Origin of the sequence: Paraburkholderia sp. MM5477-R1 (assembly GCF_050436385.1) — a bacterium.
Lineage (GTDB): Bacteria > Pseudomonadota > Gammaproteobacteria > Burkholderiales > Burkholderiaceae > Paraburkholderia > Paraburkholderia tuberum.
Genome location: NZ_JBNDMC010000008.1, coordinates 223450 through 243154, shown reverse-complemented (window position 1 = coordinate 243154; position 19705 = coordinate 223450). Strand labels below are relative to the sequence as shown.

Annotated in this window: 19 protein-coding genes; 12 read left to right on the top strand and 7 right to left on the bottom strand. The window is 63.4% G+C overall.

Annotated elements, in window-relative coordinates:
- Nucleotides 1–132 precede the first annotated feature (132 nt).
- Together OKW35_RS42860 and OKW35_RS42855 are read left to right on the top strand one after the other, a co-directional pair.
- On the top strand, nt 133–351 hold the full coding sequence (locus tag OKW35_RS42860; RefSeq protein ID WP_090806192.1) for a hypothetical protein: 219 nt from the start codon (nt 133–135) through the stop codon (nt 349–351).
- A 177-nt stretch (nt 352–528) separates the two neighbouring features.
- Nucleotides 529–2028, top strand: coding sequence for an acetyl-CoA hydrolase/transferase family protein (locus OKW35_RS42855; RefSeq protein WP_184068409.1), 1500 nt, complete (start codon nt 529–531; stop codon nt 2026–2028).
- Between the two features lie 104 nt (nt 2029–2132).
- Here OKW35_RS42855 and OKW35_RS42850 read toward each other — a convergent pair whose 3' ends face one another.
- The 3 genes from OKW35_RS42850 to OKW35_RS42840 form a co-directional block, all read right to left on the bottom strand.
- Nucleotides 2133–2387: a GlsB/YeaQ/YmgE family stress response membrane protein gene (locus OKW35_RS42850; protein ID WP_184068294.1), complete on the bottom strand. Its 255-nt coding sequence runs from the start codon at nt 2385–2387 to the stop codon at nt 2133–2135.
- A 162-nt stretch (nt 2388–2549) separates the two neighbouring features.
- Nucleotides 2550–3257 (bottom strand): MgtC/SapB family protein, encoded by a 708-nt coding sequence (locus OKW35_RS42845; protein ID WP_090806188.1) that lies wholly within the window; start codon nt 3255–3257, stop codon nt 2550–2552.
- A 476-nt stretch (nt 3258–3733) separates the two neighbouring features.
- Nucleotides 3734–4897, bottom strand: coding sequence for a metallophosphoesterase (locus OKW35_RS42840; RefSeq protein ID WP_184038688.1), 1164 nt, complete (start codon nt 4895–4897; stop codon nt 3734–3736).
- 392 nt (nt 4898–5289) lie between these two features.
- On the opposite strand from OKW35_RS42840, the gene OKW35_RS42835 reads away from it, so the two are divergent.
- The gene (locus OKW35_RS42835) at nt 5290–5637 is read left to right on the top strand and encodes a hypothetical protein (RefSeq protein ID WP_090806184.1); all 348 of its coding nucleotides are present in this window, start codon (nt 5290–5292) and stop codon (nt 5635–5637) included.
- Nucleotides 5638–5695: 58 nt separating this feature from the next.
- On the opposite strand, the gene OKW35_RS42830 is transcribed toward OKW35_RS42835, so the two are convergent.
- Nucleotides 5696–6280 carry a malonic semialdehyde reductase gene (locus tag OKW35_RS42830; protein WP_184068297.1) on the bottom strand — a complete coding sequence of 195 codons (585 nt, stop codon included), beginning with the start codon at nt 6278–6280 and terminating at the stop codon, nt 5696–5698.
- Between the two features lie 140 nt (nt 6281–6420).
- Between OKW35_RS42830 and OKW35_RS42825 the strand changes: the two genes are divergently transcribed.
- The 5 genes from OKW35_RS42825 (at nt 6421) to yjfF (ending at nt 12159) form a co-directional block, all read left to right on the top strand.
- Nucleotides 6421–7023, top strand: coding sequence for an alpha-ketoglutarate-dependent dioxygenase AlkB family protein (locus OKW35_RS42825; RefSeq protein ID WP_090806179.1), 603 nt, complete (start codon nt 6421–6423; stop codon nt 7021–7023).
- A gap of 181 nt (nt 7024–7204) precedes the next feature.
- Nucleotides 7205–8191: an ABC transporter substrate-binding protein gene (locus OKW35_RS42820; protein ID WP_090806177.1), complete on the top strand. Its 987-nt coding sequence runs from the start codon at nt 7205–7207 to the stop codon at nt 8189–8191.
- Between the two features lie 253 nt (nt 8192–8444).
- The gene (locus OKW35_RS42815) at nt 8445–10079 is read left to right on the top strand and encodes a sugar ABC transporter ATP-binding protein (RefSeq protein ID WP_429555243.1); all 1635 of its coding nucleotides are present in this window, start codon (nt 8445–8447) and stop codon (nt 10077–10079) included.
- Nucleotides 10076–11119 (top strand): ABC transporter permease, encoded by a 1044-nt coding sequence (locus OKW35_RS42810; RefSeq protein WP_184069082.1) that lies wholly within the window; start codon nt 10076–10078, stop codon nt 11117–11119. The genes OKW35_RS42815 and OKW35_RS42810 overlap by 4 nt, the downstream gene beginning before the upstream one ends.
- Complete coding sequence (gene yjfF, locus OKW35_RS42805; protein WP_429555242.1) at nt 11116–12159, top strand: galactofuranose ABC transporter, permease protein YjfF; 1044 nt, start codon at nt 11116–11118, stop codon at nt 12157–12159. The genes OKW35_RS42810 and yjfF overlap by 4 nt, the downstream gene beginning before the upstream one ends.
- A gap of 151 nt (nt 12160–12310) precedes the next feature.
- Here yjfF and OKW35_RS42800 read toward each other — a convergent pair whose 3' ends face one another.
- On the bottom strand, nt 12311–12727 hold the full coding sequence (locus OKW35_RS42800; RefSeq protein WP_184068312.1) for a phosphatase PAP2 family protein: 417 nt from the start codon (nt 12725–12727) through the stop codon (nt 12311–12313).
- A gap of 189 nt (nt 12728–12916) precedes the next feature.
- Between OKW35_RS42800 and OKW35_RS42795 the strand changes: the two genes are divergently transcribed.
- Complete coding sequence (locus OKW35_RS42795; RefSeq protein WP_429555241.1) at nt 12917–13864, top strand: polyphosphate kinase 2 family protein; 948 nt, start codon at nt 12917–12919, stop codon at nt 13862–13864.
- 45 nt (nt 13865–13909) lie between these two features.
- Nucleotides 13910–16663, top strand: coding sequence for an HAD-IC family P-type ATPase (locus OKW35_RS42790; RefSeq protein WP_429555240.1), 2754 nt, complete (start codon nt 13910–13912; stop codon nt 16661–16663).
- Nucleotides 16664–16683: 20 nt separating this feature from the next.
- On the opposite strand, the gene OKW35_RS42785 is transcribed toward OKW35_RS42790, so the two are convergent.
- The gene (locus OKW35_RS42785; protein ID WP_429555239.1) at nt 16684–17493 is read right to left on the bottom strand and encodes a class I SAM-dependent methyltransferase; all 810 of its coding nucleotides are present in this window, start codon (nt 17491–17493) and stop codon (nt 16684–16686) included.
- Nucleotides 17494–17806: 313 nt separating this feature from the next.
- Entirely contained in the window at nt 17807–17968 is a 162-nt protein-coding gene (locus tag OKW35_RS42780; RefSeq protein ID WP_429555238.1) for a hypothetical protein, read from the bottom strand.
- Between the two features lie 149 nt (nt 17969–18117).
- Between OKW35_RS42780 and OKW35_RS42775 the strand changes: the two genes are divergently transcribed.
- Complete coding sequence (locus OKW35_RS42775) at nt 18118–18543, top strand: CopG family transcriptional regulator (protein WP_429555237.1); 426 nt, start codon at nt 18118–18120, stop codon at nt 18541–18543.
- A gap of 45 nt (nt 18544–18588) precedes the next feature.
- Nucleotides 18589–19695, top strand: coding sequence for an extracellular catalytic domain type 1 short-chain-length polyhydroxyalkanoate depolymerase (locus OKW35_RS42770; RefSeq protein WP_429555236.1), 1107 nt, complete (start codon nt 18589–18591; stop codon nt 19693–19695).
- Nucleotides 19696–19705: the final 10 nt, after the last annotated feature.

The window sequence follows — 19705 nt, the reverse complement described above, 5'->3', positions numbered from 1 at the left end:
CTGCGTGGATCTTTCTGCCAGATGGAAAGATCCCTTCCGGGATGCCCCGTTTATTCGCGTAGGTGGCGGTCATATAGTTTCGTCACTGCCTCGCAGTATTCGTCGCAGTAGTCGTAAGTCCTGGAGAACGAGATGAAAGTGTTGAAGATGGTCCTGATTGCCTGTTCTTTGTCCACCGCTGCCGCCGCCTATGCACAGACGGCGCCGGCCGCGCCGGAGCAGCAGGTTGCGCAAGCGGATGGCCAGCGCACCGATAAGGTTGCCCCGCGCAAGCATGTGGAAGCGCCGAAAGCGAAAGCTGATGAATGTGTCGGCCCGATGAGCTTCTGCAACATCTACTTCGGCAGCTAAGTCCGGCTGCCTCACGCGCAACACCTGTCGCGGATCCTATCGCGCGACCCAACACCTGCTCGCGACGCCGTCCGATCGAGACGCCGCGGCGGGTGCGGCAACCGCCTATTGAGCGAAGCACACCGCAGACGTGCGCACCAGTAGACGGAGCTGGCGACTATGGAGAGACTCCCTTTCATGTACGAAGACCGAATTCGCTGCGCCGCGCTGCGCGGAAAAATCACCACGGCCGCCGACGCGGCGCTTCTGATTCACGACGGCATGCGGGTTGGCGCAAGCGGCTTCACGCGCGCGGGCGACGCGAAGGCCGTGCCGGTCGCGCTCGCCGAGCGTGCGCGCCGGCTGGGCGAGCCGCTGCGCATCACGTTGATGACGGGCGCCTCGCTCGGTCATGACGTTGACCGCATGCTGACCGAAGCGCATGTGCTCGCGCGCCGTCTGCCGTTTCAGGTAGACAAGACGCTGCGCGACGCCATCAATCGCGGCGAAGTGATGTTCGTCGATCAGCATCTGTCCGAGACCGTCGAGATGCTGCGCGCGAACCAGCTCGGCAAGCTCGATGTCGCGATCATCGAAGCCGCCGCGATCACGGAGAGCGGCGGTATCGTGCCGACGACGTCGGTCGGCAATTCGGCGAGCTTCGCGATTCTCGCGGACAAGGTCATCGTCGAGATCAATCTTGCGCAGCCGCTCGGGCTCGAAGGCTTGCACGACATCTGGATTCCGGGGCGCCGGCCGCATCGCGAGCCGCTGCCGATCGTGCGCGCGCAGGATCGCGTCGGCACACCCGCTATCGAGATTGCGCCCGAGAAAATCGCGGCGATCGTGATGACGGACATGGCCGACAGCCCGTCCACGGTCTTGCCCGCGGATCGGGAAACCGCGTTGATCGCCGCTCATTTGATCGAATTTTTCCAGCACGAAGTCACGCGTGGCCGCATGCCGAAGCAGTTGCCGCCGCTGCAGGCGGGCATCGGTACGATCGCCAACGCGGTGCTGGCAGGATTCGTCGATTCGCCTTTCGAGGTGTTCGAAATTTATTCGGAAGTCCTTCAGGATTCGACGTTCGATCTGATGGACGCTGGTAAGGTCACGTTCGCGTCCGGCGCGTCGATCACGTTGTCGGCCGCGCGGCAGGCGCAGGTATTTGGCGATATCGAGCGCTATCGCGACCGGCTCGTGCTGCGTCCGCAGGAAGTCAGCAACCATCCCGAGGTGATTCGGCGGCTCGGTCTGATCGCGCTCAATACCGCGCTCGAATTCGATATCTACGGCAACGTCAATTCGACGCATGTCGGCGGCACGCATATGATGAACGGCATCGGCGGCTCGGGCGACTTTGCGCGCAATGCGTCGTGCGCGGTGTTCGCGAGCAAGTCGACCGCGAAGGACGGCCGCATTTCGAGCATCGTGCCGATGGTGCCGCATTGCGATCACAACGAACACGACGTCGACGTCGTCGTCACCGAGCAGGGTCTCGCCGATCTGCGCGGCCTCGCGCCGCGCGAACGTGCGACGCTGATCATCGAGCATTGCGTACATCCGCGGTATCGCGAGCTGTTGCGCGACTACTACCGCGATGCGTTGCTCTGGGGAGGGCAGACGCCGCATTGCCTCGATCAGGCGTTTGCATGGCATACACGGCTGCGCGATACGGGGTCGATGCTGCCGGCCTGATTCTGCGGCGGCGACAACCGCGGCGATAAAAGCAGAAGCAACAGGCCATAAAAAAGCGCCAGCGATTCGAACCCGCTGGCGCTTGATGACGTCGGATGCCGTGCTCAGGACCCTCGTCGCACGAGCCGGATAATAAACAGCAGAATGACCGCGCCGATCAACGCGGTGATGATCGAGCCGATCCAGCCGCCGCCAAGCGAGATATGCAGCACGCCGGCGAGCCACCCGCCGATGAACGCGCCGATGATCCCGACGATGATGTCGACGATCAGGCCGAAGCCGCCGCCCCTGACCAGCACACCCGCGAGCCAGCCCGCGATTGCGCCGATGATGATCCATGCGATGATGCTGTGTTCCATATTCGAGACTCCCTGGTTGAGTGTGAACAAATCACAGTGACAGAGCTTAGTCGAAGGTTATGGGACCGTCCACGTTCAGGACGCGGAATTAACATTATCTGAATCTGCTGCCCGCTAAGTGTAGACGATGCGCGCGAACAAAGGAGACTTACGCGCCGCGCTTCACTCGGGCGTCGGCTCCGCTTCCCGCGCGGTCCAACTGACGCTGGACACGCTCTTTTCCATGCTCAGGCGGCTCGCCATCTGTTCGAGCTTCGATTGATCCTTCGGATGCATCGTCAGCGTCGCCGTCACGCGAATGCGCGCCGGTTCGTCCTCGACATCCTCGCTCGTGAGGCTCTGGAACGACAGCGGCGCCGAGTACATCGAGTTGGAAATCGCGGCGCGAATGTTGATCTCGTCGGCTTCGCGGCAGACGATCGTCAGCACGTACTCGCGCACGAGGTCGGCGTTTGAAACCGGCGTCGAGTTGATCATCCGGCTCACTTCACGCAGCGCGGTGTTGGCCAGCAGCACGACCGCGGTGCCCGCGAGCGCCGGTCCGTAATGTCCCGCGCCGCTCAATACGCCGACGGCCGCCGAGCACCACAGCGTCGCCGCGGTGTTGATCCCCTGGATCGAGCCTTTGTCGCGCATGATGACGCCGCCGCCAAGAAAGCCGACGCCGGACACCACATAGGCGGCAATCTGCGTGACGCCGCTGACGCCGTTGCCGGTCAGCACGCCGAGCGTGACGAACAGGCACGCGCCGCTCGCCACGAGCGTGATCGTGCGCAGGCCGGCAGTGCGCTGGCGCATCTGTCGTTCGAGGCCAATCGCGACGCCGCAAGCAAAAGCGGTCAGAAGCCGCAGGAAGAATTCGAGTGTCATCGTTCAGAAAGGTTGGCGTGCGCGCTGCCGCAGGGTGAAGCCTACGCGTGGGAACGTCGGGTCGTCTACCTCGTGCACGCTAAGCGCATGAGGGTGGAACGAAATACGCGCGCACACGCGTGCAGCGGCCGGAAGCGTGCGGCATCGGCATGGCATCGAGCCACGCTGCGCTTCACCGACAGTACGCGAATGACAATGAAATGAGAGCGACGTGCGCCATCGAGCCCGAGGGCAGGACGGCGACAGAGACACCTGACGCGGAAATCCTGCCGCTCAGGCGAGCGGGCAAATCGATACTCGGCTGGTACAGCTGCTACTGTCCAAGATCGTGATTCCGGTTAAAAGAATTGCGCGAATTTTAGAGGGCGGCGCAAAGTTCAGTCAAGCCGCGATCGGCGGAGAGTGCGCATGTGGGTTTGCTACAGCCGTATCGTAGACAGGCCGTGATTAATTGCTCCGGACTGCGAATATTGAGTTCAATCCGGTTCGCCCGGCACGAGTCTCAAGCGCGTGATTTCCGAAGGCGCACCGAGTCGTTTCGGCGGACCCCAATAGCCCGTACCGCGACTCGTATAAACCCAGAGTCCGTTCAGGCGCGCGAGGCCTGCCGTGAACGGCTGTTGCAGGCGCACAAAGAAATTCCACGGAAAGAACTGACCGCCGTGCGTATGACCCGACAACTGCAGCGTAAAGCCGGCCGCCGCGGCCGCTTCGGCCGAACGCGGCTGATGCGCGAGCAGCACCCTGATCAGCACGTCGCCCGGCGCGCCGGCGAGCGCCGCGACCGGGTCGCTGCGATGCGCGGGGTCGTGATGACCCGCCGAGTAATCGGTGACGCCGGCGATGACGGCGCGCGCGCCGTCATGGTCGACGATCACGTGTTCGTTCAGCAGCACCCGCAAGCCGAGCCGGCGGAATTCGGCGATCCACGAGTTCGCTCCGGAGTAGTACTCGTGATTGCCGGTCACGAGAAACGCACCGTGCCGCGCGGCGAGCCGCGACAGCGGCTGCGTATGCCGGCTCAACTGCGGCACGCTGCCGTCGACGACGTCGCCCGTCACCGCGATCAGATCCGGCTTGAGCCGGTTCACCGCGTCGACGATCGCATCGACATAGCGGCCCTTGATCGTCGGGCCGACGTGGATGTCACTGATCTGCACGATCGTGAAGCCGTCGAGCGCGGCAGGCAGATCGTCGATCGGCACGTCGATCGTGACGACGCGCGCGCGACGGCGCGCGTTGAACAGGCCAATCAGCGTCGACAGCAGCGCGAGCAGCGGCACCGCCGCCGCCGAGCCGGTGCGCCAATGCGCGATCGTGAGCGTGTTCGGCCAGATCGCGTCGATCGTCAGCAGCGACGCCAGCACGAGGTCGCGCGCGAACGTCAGTACCAGCAGCGACGAGAAGAAGCCCATCGCGAGCAGGCCCACCCACGCGAGACGGTCGCCGAGCGGCTGGCGCTTGAAGCCGCGCGCCATCATGCCGACCGGGATCAGGTAGATCGACAGCACGAGCCACAGCACGCACAGCCCGCGGCCGGCCGCGTCGATCGGCATGTCGGGAATCAGGCGCAAGCCGACGTAGATATGCAGCAGGATGCCAATCAGGATGATGCGGACAAGAAACGATGAACGTCGCATAAAGAGGATCAGAGCGGGAAGGGGCCGAAGGGCAGCGATAGCGCGGCGGCGATCGGTTGACGGAACGCGGCGAATCATTCTACCGACATGTTCAGTCCCTTGCCGTAGCCGCAAAATTCGTGCTCCCGCACCGCACGACACGCCGGCCCCGAAGCCGCCGGGACGAGCCACGAAAGGTGTTTGCCGGGGCAGGCGCATTCCGTGCTCAGCACATACTTACAGGGCCGCGCGCCACGCATTCAATGCCTATGCAAGCGAATTAAATGGGCTTTGAATTGTATTCATGCGTGGAGTATGCTTGAAACAAGCCAGCTTGTTGCCGGGGCAGCGTAGGGCGCTTCGGCCATGACTGGTTCTGTCGCCGGGAAAGATCGGGCGGGGGGAGGCACACTATGAAGCTGCTCAAATCGGGCCACCTGTGGCATCACGCGCACGACGTGCATCATGTTCATCATGAGCATCATGTCGGGCACGAGGGCAGCCACGTGATGCTGCCGCTCGTCGGCATCTCGCTGATGGCGATTGCGCTTTACGTCGGCGTACGCAACATCGATTTCTCCGAACTCGGCAAAAGCGCGCTGTTCGACGTCGTGATGGTGTGCGTCGCGCTTGGCATCGCCGGCCTGTTCGGTGCGGTCGGCGCGTGGCTGCGCTCGAATGGCGACGAAGCCGAAGAGGGCTTCTGCTTCATCGGTGCGCTGATCGGCACGGTGGTCTTTTATATCGCGGTACTGACCTGACGCGATCCGATCCAGCGCGTGGCGCGCACCCGCAGCGCCATCCATCATCAACGCCCCGTCACACTATGCGCGCCGCTTCGTCGAACGAAAAACGCGGGCTGCGCGCAAACAGCTTTGACGGATCGCCGTGGCCAAGATTGATCAGGAAGTTCGACTTCAGCGTCGTGCCCGCAAAAAACGCTTCGTCGACCTTGGCCTGATCGAAGCCCGACATCGGCCCAGTGTCGAGACCGAGCGCACGCGCCGCGAGAATCAGATACCCGCCTTGCAGCGTCGAATTGCGAAACGCCGTGTCCGCGATCAACCGCTCGTTGCCGACGAACCAGCTGCGCGCATCCGCATGGGGAAACAGTTTCGGCAGATACTCGTAGAAGGCGATGTCCATGGCGACGATCACCGTGACGGGCGCGGCCATCGTTTTCTCGAGATTGCCAGCCGACAACGCCGGGCGCAGTTTCTCCTTGCCCTCCGGCGTCCTGACGAACACGAAGCGGCCCGGACTCGAATTGGCCGAGGTCGGGCCGAGCAGTACGAGCTCCATCAGCTCGCGCAGCACGGCGTCGTCGATCGGCTTGTTCTGCCAGCCATTGTGCGTACGCGCGTCGCGAAAGAGCTGCGCGAGCGCCTGATCCGAAAGTGTCATGGAAGTGGTCCGTGCGAAAGAACAGAGGGCACGCGGAGAGCCGCGTCGAATGAAAGAGCAACGCGCGTGAATCAGCGGGTGAGCCGGTGTCGCCATAATAGTCAGGGTTTTGACTTGTCCGCTTGCATCCAGACATTCCGATGAGCACCGATTTATTCAACGACCTGCCGACGCCCGACGTCGACTGGTATCCCGACTGGCTCGCAGCGGCCGACGCCGAACGCCTGCTGGCCCGACTGATCGACGAAGTGCAATGGCGCCAGGACATGATGGGCACGCCCGCCGGCCGTGTTGCACTGCCGCGTCTGACCGCCTGGCAGGGCGAGCCGGACGCGGTGTACGTGTACTCGGGCATCCGCAACGTGCCGCAAGCATGGACGCCCGCCGTCGCCGAACTGAAGGCGGCCGTCGAGGCGACCAGCGGCGCGCGTTTTAACAGCGTGCTGCTGAATCGTTACCGCAGTGGCGCCGACAGCATGGGCTGGCACGCGGACCGCGAGCCCGAACTCGGCAAGCAACCGGTGATCGCGTCGGTGAGCCTCGGCGTCGCGCGCAGGTTCGATCTGCAGCACAACCGCAGCGGCGTCGTGCAATCGTTCTCGCTGAAGGGCGGCAGCCTGCTCGTGATGAAAGGCGACACCCAGGCGCAGTGGCGTCATCGGGTGCCGAAGGAGCCGCGCGTGAGCGGCGAGCGCATCAATCTGACGTTTCGCTGGGTCACGCCAAGAATGACGCCGACCTGAGGCAGCGAGCGGCAATGCTCTGACCGACGCGCCATACCAAAATTGATATCGAGGGCGCGAATCATATGATTGGACGGTTAACGCCTCGCACAGTACGCTACATCACGATCCATGTGCCGAGAGGGCCACGAGGGCCGGGCAGACCGCTGGGTCGTCTACACAACAACGATTGGAGACTGTCATGGCGAATACACGACGTGCCGCGTGTCGCGCTCTGGGCGCGCTCGCGCTTTGCGCGAGTCTCGGAGCGCTGACGCTGGCCACGCCCGGCGCGCATGCCGAGGACAAGAAAATTACGCTCGGTTTTGCGCAGGTCGGTGCGGAAAGCGCATGGCGCACCGCGAATACCGAATCGGTGAAGTCGGCGGCGACGGAGGCCGGCATCAACCTCAAATTCTCCGACGCGCAGCAGAAGCAGGAAAACCAGATCAAGGCGATCCGCTCGTATATCGCGCAGAAGGTCGACGTGATCGCGTTCTCGCCGGTCGTCGAATCGGGCTGGGAACCGGTGCTGCTCGAAGCCAAGGCCGCGAAGATTCCGGTGATCCTGACCGACCGCAACATCGACGTGAAGGACACGTCGCTGTACGTGACGATGATCGGCTCGGACTTCCTCGAAGAAGGACGGCGCGGCGGCCACTGGCTCGCGGATCACTATAAGGACGATAAAGGTCCGGTCAACATCGCCGAGCTGCAAGGCACGGTCGGCTCCGCGCCGGCCAACGACCGCCACGCGGGTCTGATCGAAGTGATCAAGAGCGATCCGAAGTTCAAGATCATCGCGTCGCAAAGCGGCGACTTCACGCTCGCCGGCGGCAAGCAGGTGATGGAAGCGTTCATCAAGACCTACGGCAACAAGATCAACGTCGTCTATGCTCATAACGACGACATGGCGCTCGGCGCGATCCAGGCGATGGAAGAAGCCGGCATGCATCCGGGCAAGGACGTCGTGGTGGTTTCGTTCGACGCAACCAAGGGCGGCTTCCAGGCGATGGCCGCCGGCAAGATGAACGTCGACGTCGAGTGCAGCCCGCTGCTCGGACCGCAGCTGATGTCGGCGGTGAAAGACGTGGTGGCAGGCAAGCCGCTGCCGAAGCGCATCCTGACTCAGGAGACTGTCTTCCCGATGAGCGTGGCCGCGCAAACTCTGCCGTCGCGTAAGTACTGACGCGGCGCGCAACGTCGCCGCGGCAGCGCTCGCGCGAGCGCCGCGGCGTGTGCGGTGTTCAGGCGCCGGGGCCAACGGGCTCACGGCGCGAAGGAGATGTGCAGTACGGACGCATCGAACAGGTTTCTCCAGTGGTGCCTGACCGCCCGGGCTGCTTTCTTCTGCAGCGGGCGGTCTCTTTTCAGGAGCATGCGCCCGCGGGAGCATGTCACTGGGGCCTGCCGAACCATGCATAGCCGATCGAGCGAGGTCCATGACCCATTCCGCTACCGAACCGAATCAGCCGGACCAGCCGCGGCGCGGCACGCCGCCGGGCGCGCCAAGCCAACAGAATGACATGAGCGCGCGCGAACCGATTCTGGCGATCTCCGGCGTCAGCAAGACATTTCCGGGCGTGAAGGCGTTGCAACACGTCGACTTCCGCCTGTTTCCCGGCGAGGTCCATACGCTAATGGGCCAGAACGGCGCCGGCAAATCCACGTTGATCAACGTGCTCACAGGCGTGCTCGCACCCGATGCCGGCACGATCCGCCTCGGCGGCGAGTTGGTCGCGTTCGCGTCGCCGCAGGAAGCCGAGGCGGCCGGCGTGCGCACGCTGTACCAGGAAGTGAACCTGTGCCCGAATCTGTCGGTGGCGGAGAACATCTTCGCGGGCCGGCAGCCGCGCCGCTTCGGCGCGATCGACTGGCCCGACATCAAGCGGCGCGCGCAGGAAGCGCTCGCGCGCCTCGACGTGTCGCTCGACGTCACGCGCTCGCTCGACGCCTATCCGATCGCCGTGCAGCAGATGGTCGCGATCGCGCGAGCGTTGTCCGTCGATGCGCGCGTGCTGATTCTCGACGAACCGACTTCGAGCCTCGACGACAGCGAAGTCGCGCAGCTATTCAAAATACTTCGACATCTTAAGCGATCGGGCATTGCGATCCTGTTCGTCACGCATTTCATCGAGCAGACTTATGCGATCTCCGATCGCATCACGGTGATGCGCAACGGCGAGCGCGAAGGCGAATATCTCGCGCGCGATCTGTCCGCGGATCAGCTGGTCGCGAAGATGGTCGGCCACGAGCGCATGAGCGCGCGTCTGCGCGAAGCGGCGCACGAAGGACAGGCCGCCGACGATCAGGAGGTCGCGCAAGACCACACGGAAGCAACGGCCACGCAGCCGTTCATCGAGCTGCGCGGCGTCGGCCGTCGCGGCACCTTGCAGCCGATCGATCTCGAGATGCAGGCCGGCAAGATTCTCGGCCTCGCGGGTCTGCTCGGCTCGGGCCGCACCGAAACCGCGCGGCTTCTGTTCGGCGCGGATCGCGCGGACAGCGGCACGATCCTCGTCGAAGGGCGCGCCGTGCGGCTGCGCACGCCGCACGACGCGGTGCGCCACGGCATCGGCTATTGCGCGGAAGACCGCAAGAAGGAAGGCATCGTCGCCGAACTGTCGATCCGCGAAAACATCATGCTCGCGTTGCAGGCGCGGCGCGGCTGGTGGCGCAAGATCAGCCGGCAACGCGCGCGCGAGCTCGCCGATATGTGGATCGAGCGGCTCGGCATCAAGGCGTCCGACGCCGAGCAGCCGATCGCGCTGCTGTCCGGCGGCAACCAGCAGAAGGCGCTGCTCGCGCGCTGGCTGGCAACCGATCCCAAACTGCTGATCCTCGACGAGCCGACCCGCGGCATCGACGTCGCCGCGAAGTTCGACATCATGGACCGGCTGCTCGCGCTGTGCGCGAACGGCCTGTCCATCCTGTTCATCTCGTCGGAGATCAGCGAGGTGCTGCGCGTGAGCCATCGCGTCGCGGTGCTGCGCGATCGCCGCAAGATCGCCGAGGTGGCCGGTAAGGCATCGAACGAGGACAACATCTACCGACTCATCGCAGGGAGCGGCGAATGAAGCTATCGAACTGGTTCGCGCGCGACGGGGTGGAGCGTCCGCTGCTGTGGCCATGCGTGACGCTCGTGTTGCTGGGCGGACTGAACCTGCTGGCCAATCCGCATTTTCTCGCGCTGCGCACGCTCGACGGCCACCTGTTCGGCGCGCCGATCGACATCCTGAATCGCGCGGCGCCGCTCGTGCTGGTCGCGATCGGCATGACGCTCGTGATTGCGACACGCGGCATCGATATTTCGGTCGGCGCGGTGGTCGCGATCGCGGGCGCCGCGGCCGCGACGATACTGGCGACCCAGGCCGTGCCGAGCGGTGCGCTGATCGCGCAGGCGCTGCTGGCCGCGCTCGTCGTCGGCATCTTGAGCGGCATGTGGAACGGGCTGCTCGTCGCGTTCGTCGGCATGCAGCCGATCATCGCGACGCTGATCCTGATGGTCGCGGGCCGTGGCATCGCGCAACTGCTGACCGCCGGGCAGATCATCCCGATCGGCGCGCCCGGCTATCTGTTCGTCGGTGGCGGCTACTGGCTCGGCGTGCCGTGCTCGGTATGGATCGCGACCGTAGCCGTGCTGGCGACCGCCGCCCTGGTGGAGGGCACGGCGCTCGGCCTGTTCATTCGCGCGATCGGCGTGAACCCGGTTGCGACACGGCTCGTCGGCTTGCGCTCGAAGGCGATCGTATTCGCGGTGTACGGTTTCTCGGGCTTGACCGCGGCGCTGGCCGGCATCCTGATCAGCTCGAACGTGCGCAGCGCGGACGGCAACAACGCGGGCTTGCTGCTCGAACTCGACGCGATTCTCGCCGTGACGCTCGGCGGCACGTCGCTGCTCGGCGGCCGCTTCAGTTTCGCGGGCACGGTGCTCGGCGCGCTGATCATCCAGACGCTCACGTACACCACGTATTCGATCGGCGTGCCGCCGGAGGCGACGCTCGTCGTGAAGGCGGCCGTCGTGCTCGCGGTCAGCGTGATCCAGTCGCCGGTGGCACGCGCGCTCGCGGTGTCGTTCGGCGCGTCGCTCGTCAAATCGCGCGGGGTGGCGCGATGACGCGCGTTCTCGAAGCACTCGCCCGCGTGGTCGATCCGCGCACGCTGCCGATCGCGGTGACGGTCCTGCTGTTCTGCGCGCTGTTTGGCTTTGGTTCAGTGATGTACACCGGTTTCTTCGCGTGGCAGGTGTTGCTCGATCTGCTCGTCGACAACGCGTTCCTGCTGATCGTCGCGATCGGCATGACGTTCGTGATCGTGTCGGGGGGCATCGATCTGTCGGTGGGCTCGATCGTCGCGCTGACGACGATCGTCGAAGCCGTGCTGTCCGAGCACATGCATGTGTCGGTGTGGCTCATCATTCCGATCGTGCTGTTGATGGGCACGGTGTTCGGCGCGGTGCAGGGCGCGCTGATTCACTACTTCCGCCTGCAGGCGTTCATCGTGACGCTGGCGGGGATGTTCTTCGCGCGTGGCCTGTGCTTTCTGATCACGACGCAGTCGATCACGATCACCGATCCGACGTTCAAGGCGATCTCCGCGTTTCGTCTCAGTGTCGGCGTCGGTTCGGTATCGGCGAACGTGCTGATCGCGGCCGTGACGCTCGCGGCCGCGATCTATGTCGCCCATTTCACGCGCTTCGGACGCAACGTGTATGCGGTCGGCGGCAATCCGCGCTCGGCGCTGCTGATGGGCCTGCCGGTCGCGCGCACGCGGGTCGGCGTGTATGCGCTGAGCGGCTTCTGTTCGGCGCTCGGCGGCGCGGTGTTCACGTTCTACGTGCTGTCGGGCTATGGGCTGCAAGGGCAGGGCATGGAACTCGATGCGATTGCGGCCACGGTGATCGGCGGCACGCTGCTGACGGGCGGCGTCGGTTATGTGGTCGGCTCGCTGTTCGGCGTCGGCATTCTGGGCACGATCCAGACGCTGATTACGTTCGACGGCACGCTCAGTTCGTGGTGGACGCGCATCGTGATCGGCGCGCTGCTGTGCGCGTTCTGTTTGCTGCAGCGATTGATCGAGCGGCACGCGAAATCGGTGCGTCGGCCCGGCGGCACCAATGCGGTCACGACGACGGGGCATGGGCACGGGCGTGCGTGACGAGACGTCGACGACGGCGTCGTCGGATTCGCAGGTGTTGGGGCGGGCGCCGGGCTAGCGCGCGGTCTTCCAGTCGCTTCGAACCACGGCGGCGCGGCGCAAGCCGCGCCGCGTTCACGTTAGTCCGCGCGGCCGCTTCCGAGCGTCCAGCTCATGCCGTTCGCACCGGCATAGACCGCGAACTCGGCGCCTTCGCGGCTTTGCGTGTCGCCAGCAGGTGCATGCAGCGCTTGAGCGCTGCAATCGTCTGCGCACTGAGCAGCAGACCCGCAATCACATCGGCGAGATAGTGACCGCCTTGCGTCGGCGTCGACAGGATCATCGTCACGTTGAGAGGAATCGCAAACAGCAAAAGCCGTGGCGTGCGACGCAGCGCATAGATAAAGACAATAGCGGGTAACGCCCACCACTCCGCTGTTCCCCGTGTTCGTGTTCGTGGCTCGACATTGTGCTCGTCCATTTTTTTGTTGGCGCTGTCTGGTGAAGGATAAGCACAGGTAATGCCTATCGTCTGACGGCCTTGTCGCGACTGGGTCGACGGGGCCGACAGGCGGTGATCGACCGGCATGGCGGTCCGAAACGTGGCAGCGTTCAGACGTGTGTTTCCCGTCGCTACGCGGGTGCGCCGCGTCGTTGCCGATGAGCACGTTTCCGTTTGCGTGACCTATTATCAGAAAGAGTTGTGAACAGTACGACTGCGGTTGCGATGCAATCCGCGAATCGTGCAACTGAACGCAGATGCCGTGGAGAAAGAGCGATGGTTCGCACGGAAATACTCGACGCGCTGCGGGCATACACCGATCCGTTCCGCGTCACGAGCGGCAAAGATTTCTTTCTGAAGAATTTCGATCCCGGCGAGACGGTGGGACTCAGAATGCATAAGGAAGAGGCGCAGCAACTGCTCCAGCGCGGGTCGAAATGGCTCGCGATGGAGCAGGAGATCCTCTACGCGCAGGATTCCTGGTCCGTGCTGCTGGTGTTCCAGGCCATGGACGCCGCGGGAAAGGATGGGACGATCAAGCATGTGATGTCGCGCGTCAATCCGCAGGGGTGCGATGTCATCTCGTTCAAGCAGCCCTCGGATGAGGAACTCTCCCACGACTTCCTTTGGCGCTATTCGAGGAAAGTGCCCGAGCGCGGGCACATCGGCATTTTCAACCGCTCGTACTATGAAGAGGTGCTGGTGGTGCGCGTGCATCAGCACCTACTCCATGCGCAGAAGATCCCGCCGGCACGGGTCGGCAACAACATATGGGACGAGCGGCTCGCCGACATCGCGCGCTTCGAGGACTATCTGACGCGCCAGGGCGTGGTCATTCTCAAGTTCTATCTGAACCTGTCGTACGGGGAGCAGAAGAGGCGATTCATGGATCGCCTCGACAATCCCGACAAGCACTGGAAGTTTTCCGCAGCCGACGTTCGCGAGCGTCGCTACTGGAACGACTATATGCGCGCCTATGAAGAGACGATCCGCGCGACGGCCTCCGAAGCGGCTCCGTGGTTCGTCGTGCCCGCCGACAACAAACCTTTCACGCGCCTCATCGTCGCGGCCGCGATCGTCGAGGCCGTCGAGAAGCTCGACCTCGAATATCCGAAAGCCACGCAAGAGCAGATGAACGATCTCGCCGCCGCGAGGGAGGAACTCGACGCTGAAGCGGTGGACGCGACGAGACCCGATCAACCCGGGGACGATTCAGACCATTGAGAGCGGCCCCCTGACCCGAAATCACTGGAACCGGGAGACACGAGGATGAGCTCAGTTGAGAGTGCGACGCCGTGGCATGCGATGCCGGCCGGTGACATCGAACGGCAGTTCAACGTCGATCCCGCGCAGGGCCTCGATGCAACGGAAGCGACCGGGCGGCTGTCCACCTATGGGCCGAACCGCCTCCCGCAGGGCAAGAAGAGGGGGCCGGTCGTACGCTTCCTGATGCAGCTCCACAACGTTCTGATCTACGTGCTGCTCGCGGCCGGTTTCGTCAAGTTGATGCTGGGCCTGTGGCTCGATGGCTCGGTCATTCTGGCCGTCGTCATCCTCAACTCGCTGCTCGGCTTCCTGCAGGAAGGACGCGCCGAGAAGGCGCTCGACTCGATTCGCAACATGCTGTCCGCGGAAGCGCGCGTGATGCGTGGCGGAGCGGTTCGCTTGATCCCCGCCGAGGAACTCGTGCCTGGCGACATCGTGCTACTGGAATCGGGCGACAAAATCCCGGCGGACATGCGTCTCGTCGACGCCAGGAACCTGCGCACGGAAGAAGCGGCTCTTACGGGGGAATCCCTCCCGGCCGAGAAGGGCACCGCGCCGGTACCCGCCAAGGCCACGGTCGGCGACCGCGAGAACATGGCGTTCTGCGGCACGATGGTCTTGTCGGGCCGGGCAACCGGCGTCGTGGTGACGACCGGGAGCCAGACGGAACTCGGCCGGATCAACCAGATGCTCGCCGAGGTCAGCGCGCTCGAGACGCCGCTGCTGCGCCAGATCAAGAAGTTCGGCTACGTCATCACGGCAGTGATCGCCGTTGTCAGCGTGCTGCTCTTCTCCTGGGGGCACTGGCTCGGACACATGACCTTCGTCGAACTGTTCCAGGCCATCGTGGGGATTGCGGTATCGGTCATCCCGGAAGGCCTGCCGGCGCTCATCACCATCACGCTCGCCATCGGCGTGCAGCGCATGGCCCAGCGCAACGCCATTATTCGCCGCCTGCCGGCGGTCGAAACACTGGGCGCCGTCTCGCGCATCTGCTCGGATAAAACGGGCACGCTGACCCTGATGGAGATGATGGTGACCTCCGTCGTAACGGCCGAAGCGGCCTATGCCGTTACGGGCGACGGCTACGCCAGCGAAGGAGAGGTCAGCGCGGATGGCAAGCCGCTCGGCGCTGCGCCGGACGTGCTCAAGCTGATGGGCCGCGTGTCGCTGTTGTGCAACGACGCCGAGCTCTTCGAGGAAGACGGCAAATGGAAAGTGGAGGGTGACCCGACCGAGGGCGCGCTCTATCCGTTCGCTTCCAAGCTGGGCATGGACCGTGCCGCCGAGACGGCCGCCGCGCCGAGGATCGACGCGATCCCCTTCGAGTCCGAGCACAAGTTCATGGCGACGCTGAACCGTTCGACGGACGGCGAAATGCTGCTCGTCAAGGGCGCGCCAGAGGTGATCCTCGACCACTGCGACCGGCAGCAGACGGCGCAAGGCCCGGCGCCGCTCGATCGCGAGCACTTCGCGAGGGAGGGCGACCGGCTCGCCGCGCAAGGTGAGCGCGTGCTCGGGCTCGCGTGGCTGTCGGACCCGGGCCTGCGTACGGGCGGCCTCGGGCCGCAGGACCTGCCGCGTACCCTCGTACTGCTCGGCCTCGTGGGCCTGATGGACCCGCCGCGCAAAGAGGCGATCGACGCCGTGCGCGAATGCCACGGCGGCGGCATTCGCGTGACGATGATTACGGGCGACCACAAGATCACGGCGGCGGCAATCGCAAGAATGCTGGGCATCGGCGACGGCAAGACCGCCGTGTCCGGCACCGAGATCGAGGCGATGAACGATGCGGCGCTGCAGGAATGCGTGCGCGGCGTCGACGTGTTCGCGCGCGCGAGTCCCGAGCACAAGCTGCGGCTCGTCAAGGCGATCCAGGCGAACCGGCAGATCGTCGCGATGACGGGCGACGGCGTCAACGATGCGCCGGCGCTCAAGAAAGCCGACATCGGTGTCGCGATGGGGATCAAGGGCACCGAGGTGACGAAGGAGGCGGCGGGTATGATCCTCGCCGACGACAATTTCGCGTCGATCTCCGCGGCGGTGAAGGAAGGGCGCACGGTCTACAACAACATCGAGAAAGCGATGCTGTTCATGCTGCCGACCAATGTCGCGCAAGGCGCGGTGATCGCGGTGGCGATCCTGTTCTCCTTCACGCTGCCGATCACGGCGCCGCAGATCCTGTGGGTCAACATGGTTACTTCCGTCGCGCTCGGCCTGACCATTTCGTTCGAGCCGCACGAGGCAGACGTGATGCGCCGCTCGCCACGCGCAATCGACCGGCCGATCGTCACGCGCTTCGGCATCTGGCGCATCCTGTTCGTCGGCGCGGCGCTCGTGATCTATACGCTGTCCACCTTCTTCTGGATGAAGTCGCAAGGGGCGTCGGATCAGATGGCGCGCACGGCCGCGGTCAACGCCATTACGCTCGGCCAGGTGTTCTATCTGCTCAACATCCGGTATCTGCTCGATTCGTCGCTGTCCGTGCGCGCCCATACAGGCAATCGCTATCTCTGGTACGGAATAGCCGGCGTCGTGGTCTTGCAGCTTCTGTTCACCTATACGTTCCCGTTCCATGCCGTTTTCCACACCGAGGCTCTGCCCTTGTCGGCGTGGGGGTGGCTCGTCGGTGGTGGCGTCCTGTTTTTCCTCGTGGTGGAGATCGAGAAGCTCGTTTTCCGGCTCACCCCTGCATTGAGAGGATTTGTGACGTCGCAACAGGAGGGCGCGGCCTTGCCCAATGATCCCGCGAGGTAGGCCGCCTTGGCGGCCGCCTGCTACATCTCATGCACGCGGCGGAGGATGAAAAACAGATTAGCCGAGACTGCATTCACGATCGGTATCCGCTCGAAAGGCCGGTTCAGCTTCATGCCGATATTGGCCAGTGCGTTGAGCGCTCCGCCGCCCTTTATGCCTTTTGCGAAGGTGGGAAAGACCTGGTGATAGCCGCATTCTTCCAGTACGAATCCCGACCGGAGAAACAGGCGCTTCGCGTCGCTGAGACTGTACAGCCGATTATGGCCCGTGTACTTCTTCATGACTCTGCACGCGTTTTCGGTCACCGATAAGCGGTTAGGTAAAAATGTGATTATCAGCAAACCGTCGTTTTTCAGCACGCGCCATAGCTCATCGAGGCTCTTTTGCTCGCGGGCCACGTGCTCGAGTACACCGCTTCCGATCACCACATCGAATTGATTGTCTTCGTAGGGCAGCAGAAATTCATGATCGAGCGATGCGAAAGATAACCCGGCGTACTCATGGAATTCCGCGAATTGCCCATCCTTGCAGATGTCGCAGCCATATATATCGATGTCATGGTAGAGCGTGCGAAGCATGCACGAATCTGGCGCGTGCCGGCATCCCCAGTCGAGCACTTTCATGCCACGCTTGATATACGGTGCGTAAATTTCGAACGCGCGCACGTGGCGATCGAGACTCGCGTTGTTGGCAATGACCGATTGCACATAGTCCCGGTATTCACCATCGCTACGATGTGCAATGTAGTCCTCGCAAAGCTTGGCATAAGTCGCCTTGACCTGCTGCAATTCATTGCTCGGGATCGTTTCAATGTCGATGGGTTTATGCATATCTCCCTCATGGCGGTGCGAACGATACGACGAATTTCAGGCTCTACCGGGCCAGTATGCTGGGAATCCTTGGTCCATGTTGAGGTCTGCGCAATCCGTTTCCGCAGTACCGGCTTTCGCTGCCCGAGTGACATCGGGGTTGAGAGGTTCGCGGGATGTTGACCACTCCGATTTTGAGCGCTGATGGACTGCGTTTGGCGAGACCTGCGGCAGCAACTACCTGGATAAAGCCGCGATAGTGAACGGGTTCAAGTTTTGAAGGATAGCAGTTGAATTTGTCAAAACTGGTCGGGGAACCTCTCCATTTCGCGCCTTATTCTGATGGTTTTGCGCCTCGACGCTCATCCGTTGTGTTCGAGCGAACATCAGCACCAACCTCCCGTTGCCCGGCCGTCTTATTCGGCGTTAACTTAACAATGCGGTCGAACAGCGCGATGTGCGTCCTCCAACCGGCCAGTACCTTGTAGCTATCCATGTGCGCATCGACCGGCGATAGCGCTCTATCTAGCCCCCACGACCAGCGATGCGGCGAGCCCAGAAGGCGTCTCGACCCCAAATTTTTATGTTGCGGCGCATCTAAAACCATCCTATAACCATCCACATGGATGGTGCAAGGATGGTGCGATGAAGAAACCCGCGGTATTGGACACCCCCCGCTCGAAAGGCGGCGACTCGGAAAAAATCACGATCAACCTCGGACCCGTCGACCTCGGGCAGATCGACCTCCTGGTTGAAGAAGGCTTCTATGCGAACCGGACCGACCTGATCCGAATGGCGATTCGCAACCAGCTCGCGCTACATGCGCGGGTCGTCCAGGAAACGGTTGCGCGTCGTTCGCTCGTGCTCGGGCTGCAGCATTTTTCCAGGCAGGATCTCGAGGCGATTCGAGCCGCGCGCGAGCGTCTCAACATTCAGGTCCTGGGATTGGCCAGCATTGCCGCCGATGTCTCCCCGGAACTTGCGCTCGCGACTATCGAAAGCGTCGTGGTGCTGGGAGCCTTTCACGCTTCGCCCGCAGTCAAGACGGCGCTTGCCGGCAGAATCCACTAGCCGCGCGAGGCCCACCCCCTCAACACCGGTAATCGGACAAACGTGATGAAACTCAACGAAGGCTTTCTGAACTCAATGCACGAAGCGATGACTTTGCTGCGTACCCGCGGCGTTGCCGAAGCGACAGAAGCGATACAACGCGCACTGCGAGTGGAAAGCGTCGGTGCAGTGAACGAAACTGCGTCGCGGGACAAGACGCCAGAGCCCGTTGTCTTCCCGTTTGCAAAGACCAAGGAAGCGACCGCGCACAAGGCGCGAGAAGACTGCCTTGACGTGGAGGAACGAGGACATTTCATCACGCTTGCGTATGCGAATGCCGCCGGTCGCCGTCAATATCGGCTGTATGTGCCGGCGGGGGGCGCCGGCGAGCCGCTGCCACTGATTGTGATGCTGCACGGCTGCACGCAGGACGCCGACGATTTCGCAGCAGGCACGCAGATGAACGCGCTTGCCGAGCGGTATCGATGTCTTGTAGCTTATCCGGTGCAACCGCAGCAGGCGAATCCGTCGAAGTGCTGGAACTGGTTCAAACCTGACGATCAGCATCGCGAGCGCGGCGAGCCGTCGCTGATCGCCGGCATCACGCGCGAAATCATCTCGGCCCACAACGTCGATCCTGCGCGCGTGTACGTCGCGGGGATGTCCGCGGGGGGCGCGATGGCGGCGATCATGATCGCCGAGTATCCCGAACTGTATGCCGCGGTCGGCGTGCATTCCGGTCTTCCGGCACGGTGCGCGCACAATTTACCCTCCGCGCTCGCGGCGATGAAAGGCGGCAAGCACCCCCGAAACGCACGACGCGTGCAAGGCGATACAGACTTGTCACCGAGACGGCCCATGATCGTCTTTCATGGTGACGCGGATGCCACCGTGCACGTAGCGAATGCCACGCGGCTCGTGCAGAGGTTTGACGCACGGCCGGACGCCGGCAGCGAACGGCGTCGGGTCGACGCGGGCCGACGCGCCTGTACCGTCTCGCGGCTGGTTTCCGGCGACGGTATCGACGCCGAGTTGTGGACCATTCATGGCGCAGGGCACGCTTGGGCAGGCGGCAATGCACGAGGCAGTTATACGGACGCTACTGGTCCGGATGCGAGTGCCGAAATGCTGCGCTTCTTTCTTGATCATCGGCGATGTCCCGAAGACAGTTGACGGTTGGGAC

Bases quoted from the DNA above. Each gene is read 5' to 3' on its own strand.
- OKW35_RS42860 (WP_090806192.1), top strand. From the start codon at position 133: ATGAAAGTGTTGAAGATGGTCCTGATTGCCTGTTCTTTGTCCACCGCT.
- OKW35_RS42855 (WP_184068409.1), top strand. From the start codon at position 529: ATGTACGAAGACCGAATTCGCTGCGCCGCGCTGCGCGGAAAAATCACC.
- OKW35_RS42850 (WP_184068294.1), bottom strand. From the start codon at position 2,387: ATGGAACACAGCATCATCGCATGGATCATCATCGGCGCAATCGCGGGC.
- OKW35_RS42845 (WP_090806188.1), bottom strand. From the start codon at position 3,257: ATGACACTCGAATTCTTCCTGCGGCTTCTGACCGCTTTTGCTTGCGGC.
- OKW35_RS42840 (WP_184038688.1), bottom strand. From the start codon at position 4,897: ATGCGACGTTCATCGTTTCTTGTCCGCATCATCCTGATTGGCATCCTG.
- OKW35_RS42835 (WP_090806184.1), top strand. From the start codon at position 5,290: ATGAAGCTGCTCAAATCGGGCCACCTGTGGCATCACGCGCACGACGTG.
- OKW35_RS42830 (WP_184068297.1), bottom strand. From the start codon at position 6,280: ATGACACTTTCGGATCAGGCGCTCGCGCAGCTCTTTCGCGACGCGCGT.
- OKW35_RS42825 (WP_090806179.1), top strand. From the start codon at position 6,421: ATGAGCACCGATTTATTCAACGACCTGCCGACGCCCGACGTCGACTGG.
- OKW35_RS42820 (WP_090806177.1), top strand. From the start codon at position 7,205: ATGGCGAATACACGACGTGCCGCGTGTCGCGCTCTGGGCGCGCTCGCG.
- OKW35_RS42815 (WP_429555243.1), top strand. From the start codon at position 8,445: ATGACCCATTCCGCTACCGAACCGAATCAGCCGGACCAGCCGCGGCGC.
- OKW35_RS42810 (WP_184069082.1), top strand. From the start codon at position 10,076: ATGAAGCTATCGAACTGGTTCGCGCGCGACGGGGTGGAGCGTCCGCTG.
- yjfF (WP_429555242.1), top strand. From the start codon at position 11,116: ATGACGCGCGTTCTCGAAGCACTCGCCCGCGTGGTCGATCCGCGCACG.
- OKW35_RS42800 (WP_184068312.1), bottom strand. From the start codon at position 12,727: ATGCCGGTCGATCACCGCCTGTCGGCCCCGTCGACCCAGTCGCGACAA.
- OKW35_RS42795 (WP_429555241.1), top strand. From the start codon at position 12,917: ATGGTTCGCACGGAAATACTCGACGCGCTGCGGGCATACACCGATCCG.
- OKW35_RS42790 (WP_429555240.1), top strand. From the start codon at position 13,910: ATGAGCTCAGTTGAGAGTGCGACGCCGTGGCATGCGATGCCGGCCGGT.
- OKW35_RS42785 (WP_429555239.1), bottom strand. From the start codon at position 17,493: ATGCATAAACCCATCGACATTGAAACGATCCCGAGCAATGAATTGCAG.
- OKW35_RS42780 (WP_429555238.1), bottom strand. From the start codon at position 17,968: ATGGATAGCTACAAGGTACTGGCCGGTTGGAGGACGCACATCGCGCTG.
- OKW35_RS42775 (WP_429555237.1), top strand. From the start codon at position 18,118: ATGAAGAAACCCGCGGTATTGGACACCCCCCGCTCGAAAGGCGGCGAC.
- OKW35_RS42770 (WP_429555236.1), top strand. From the start codon at position 18,589: ATGAAACTCAACGAAGGCTTTCTGAACTCAATGCACGAAGCGATGACT.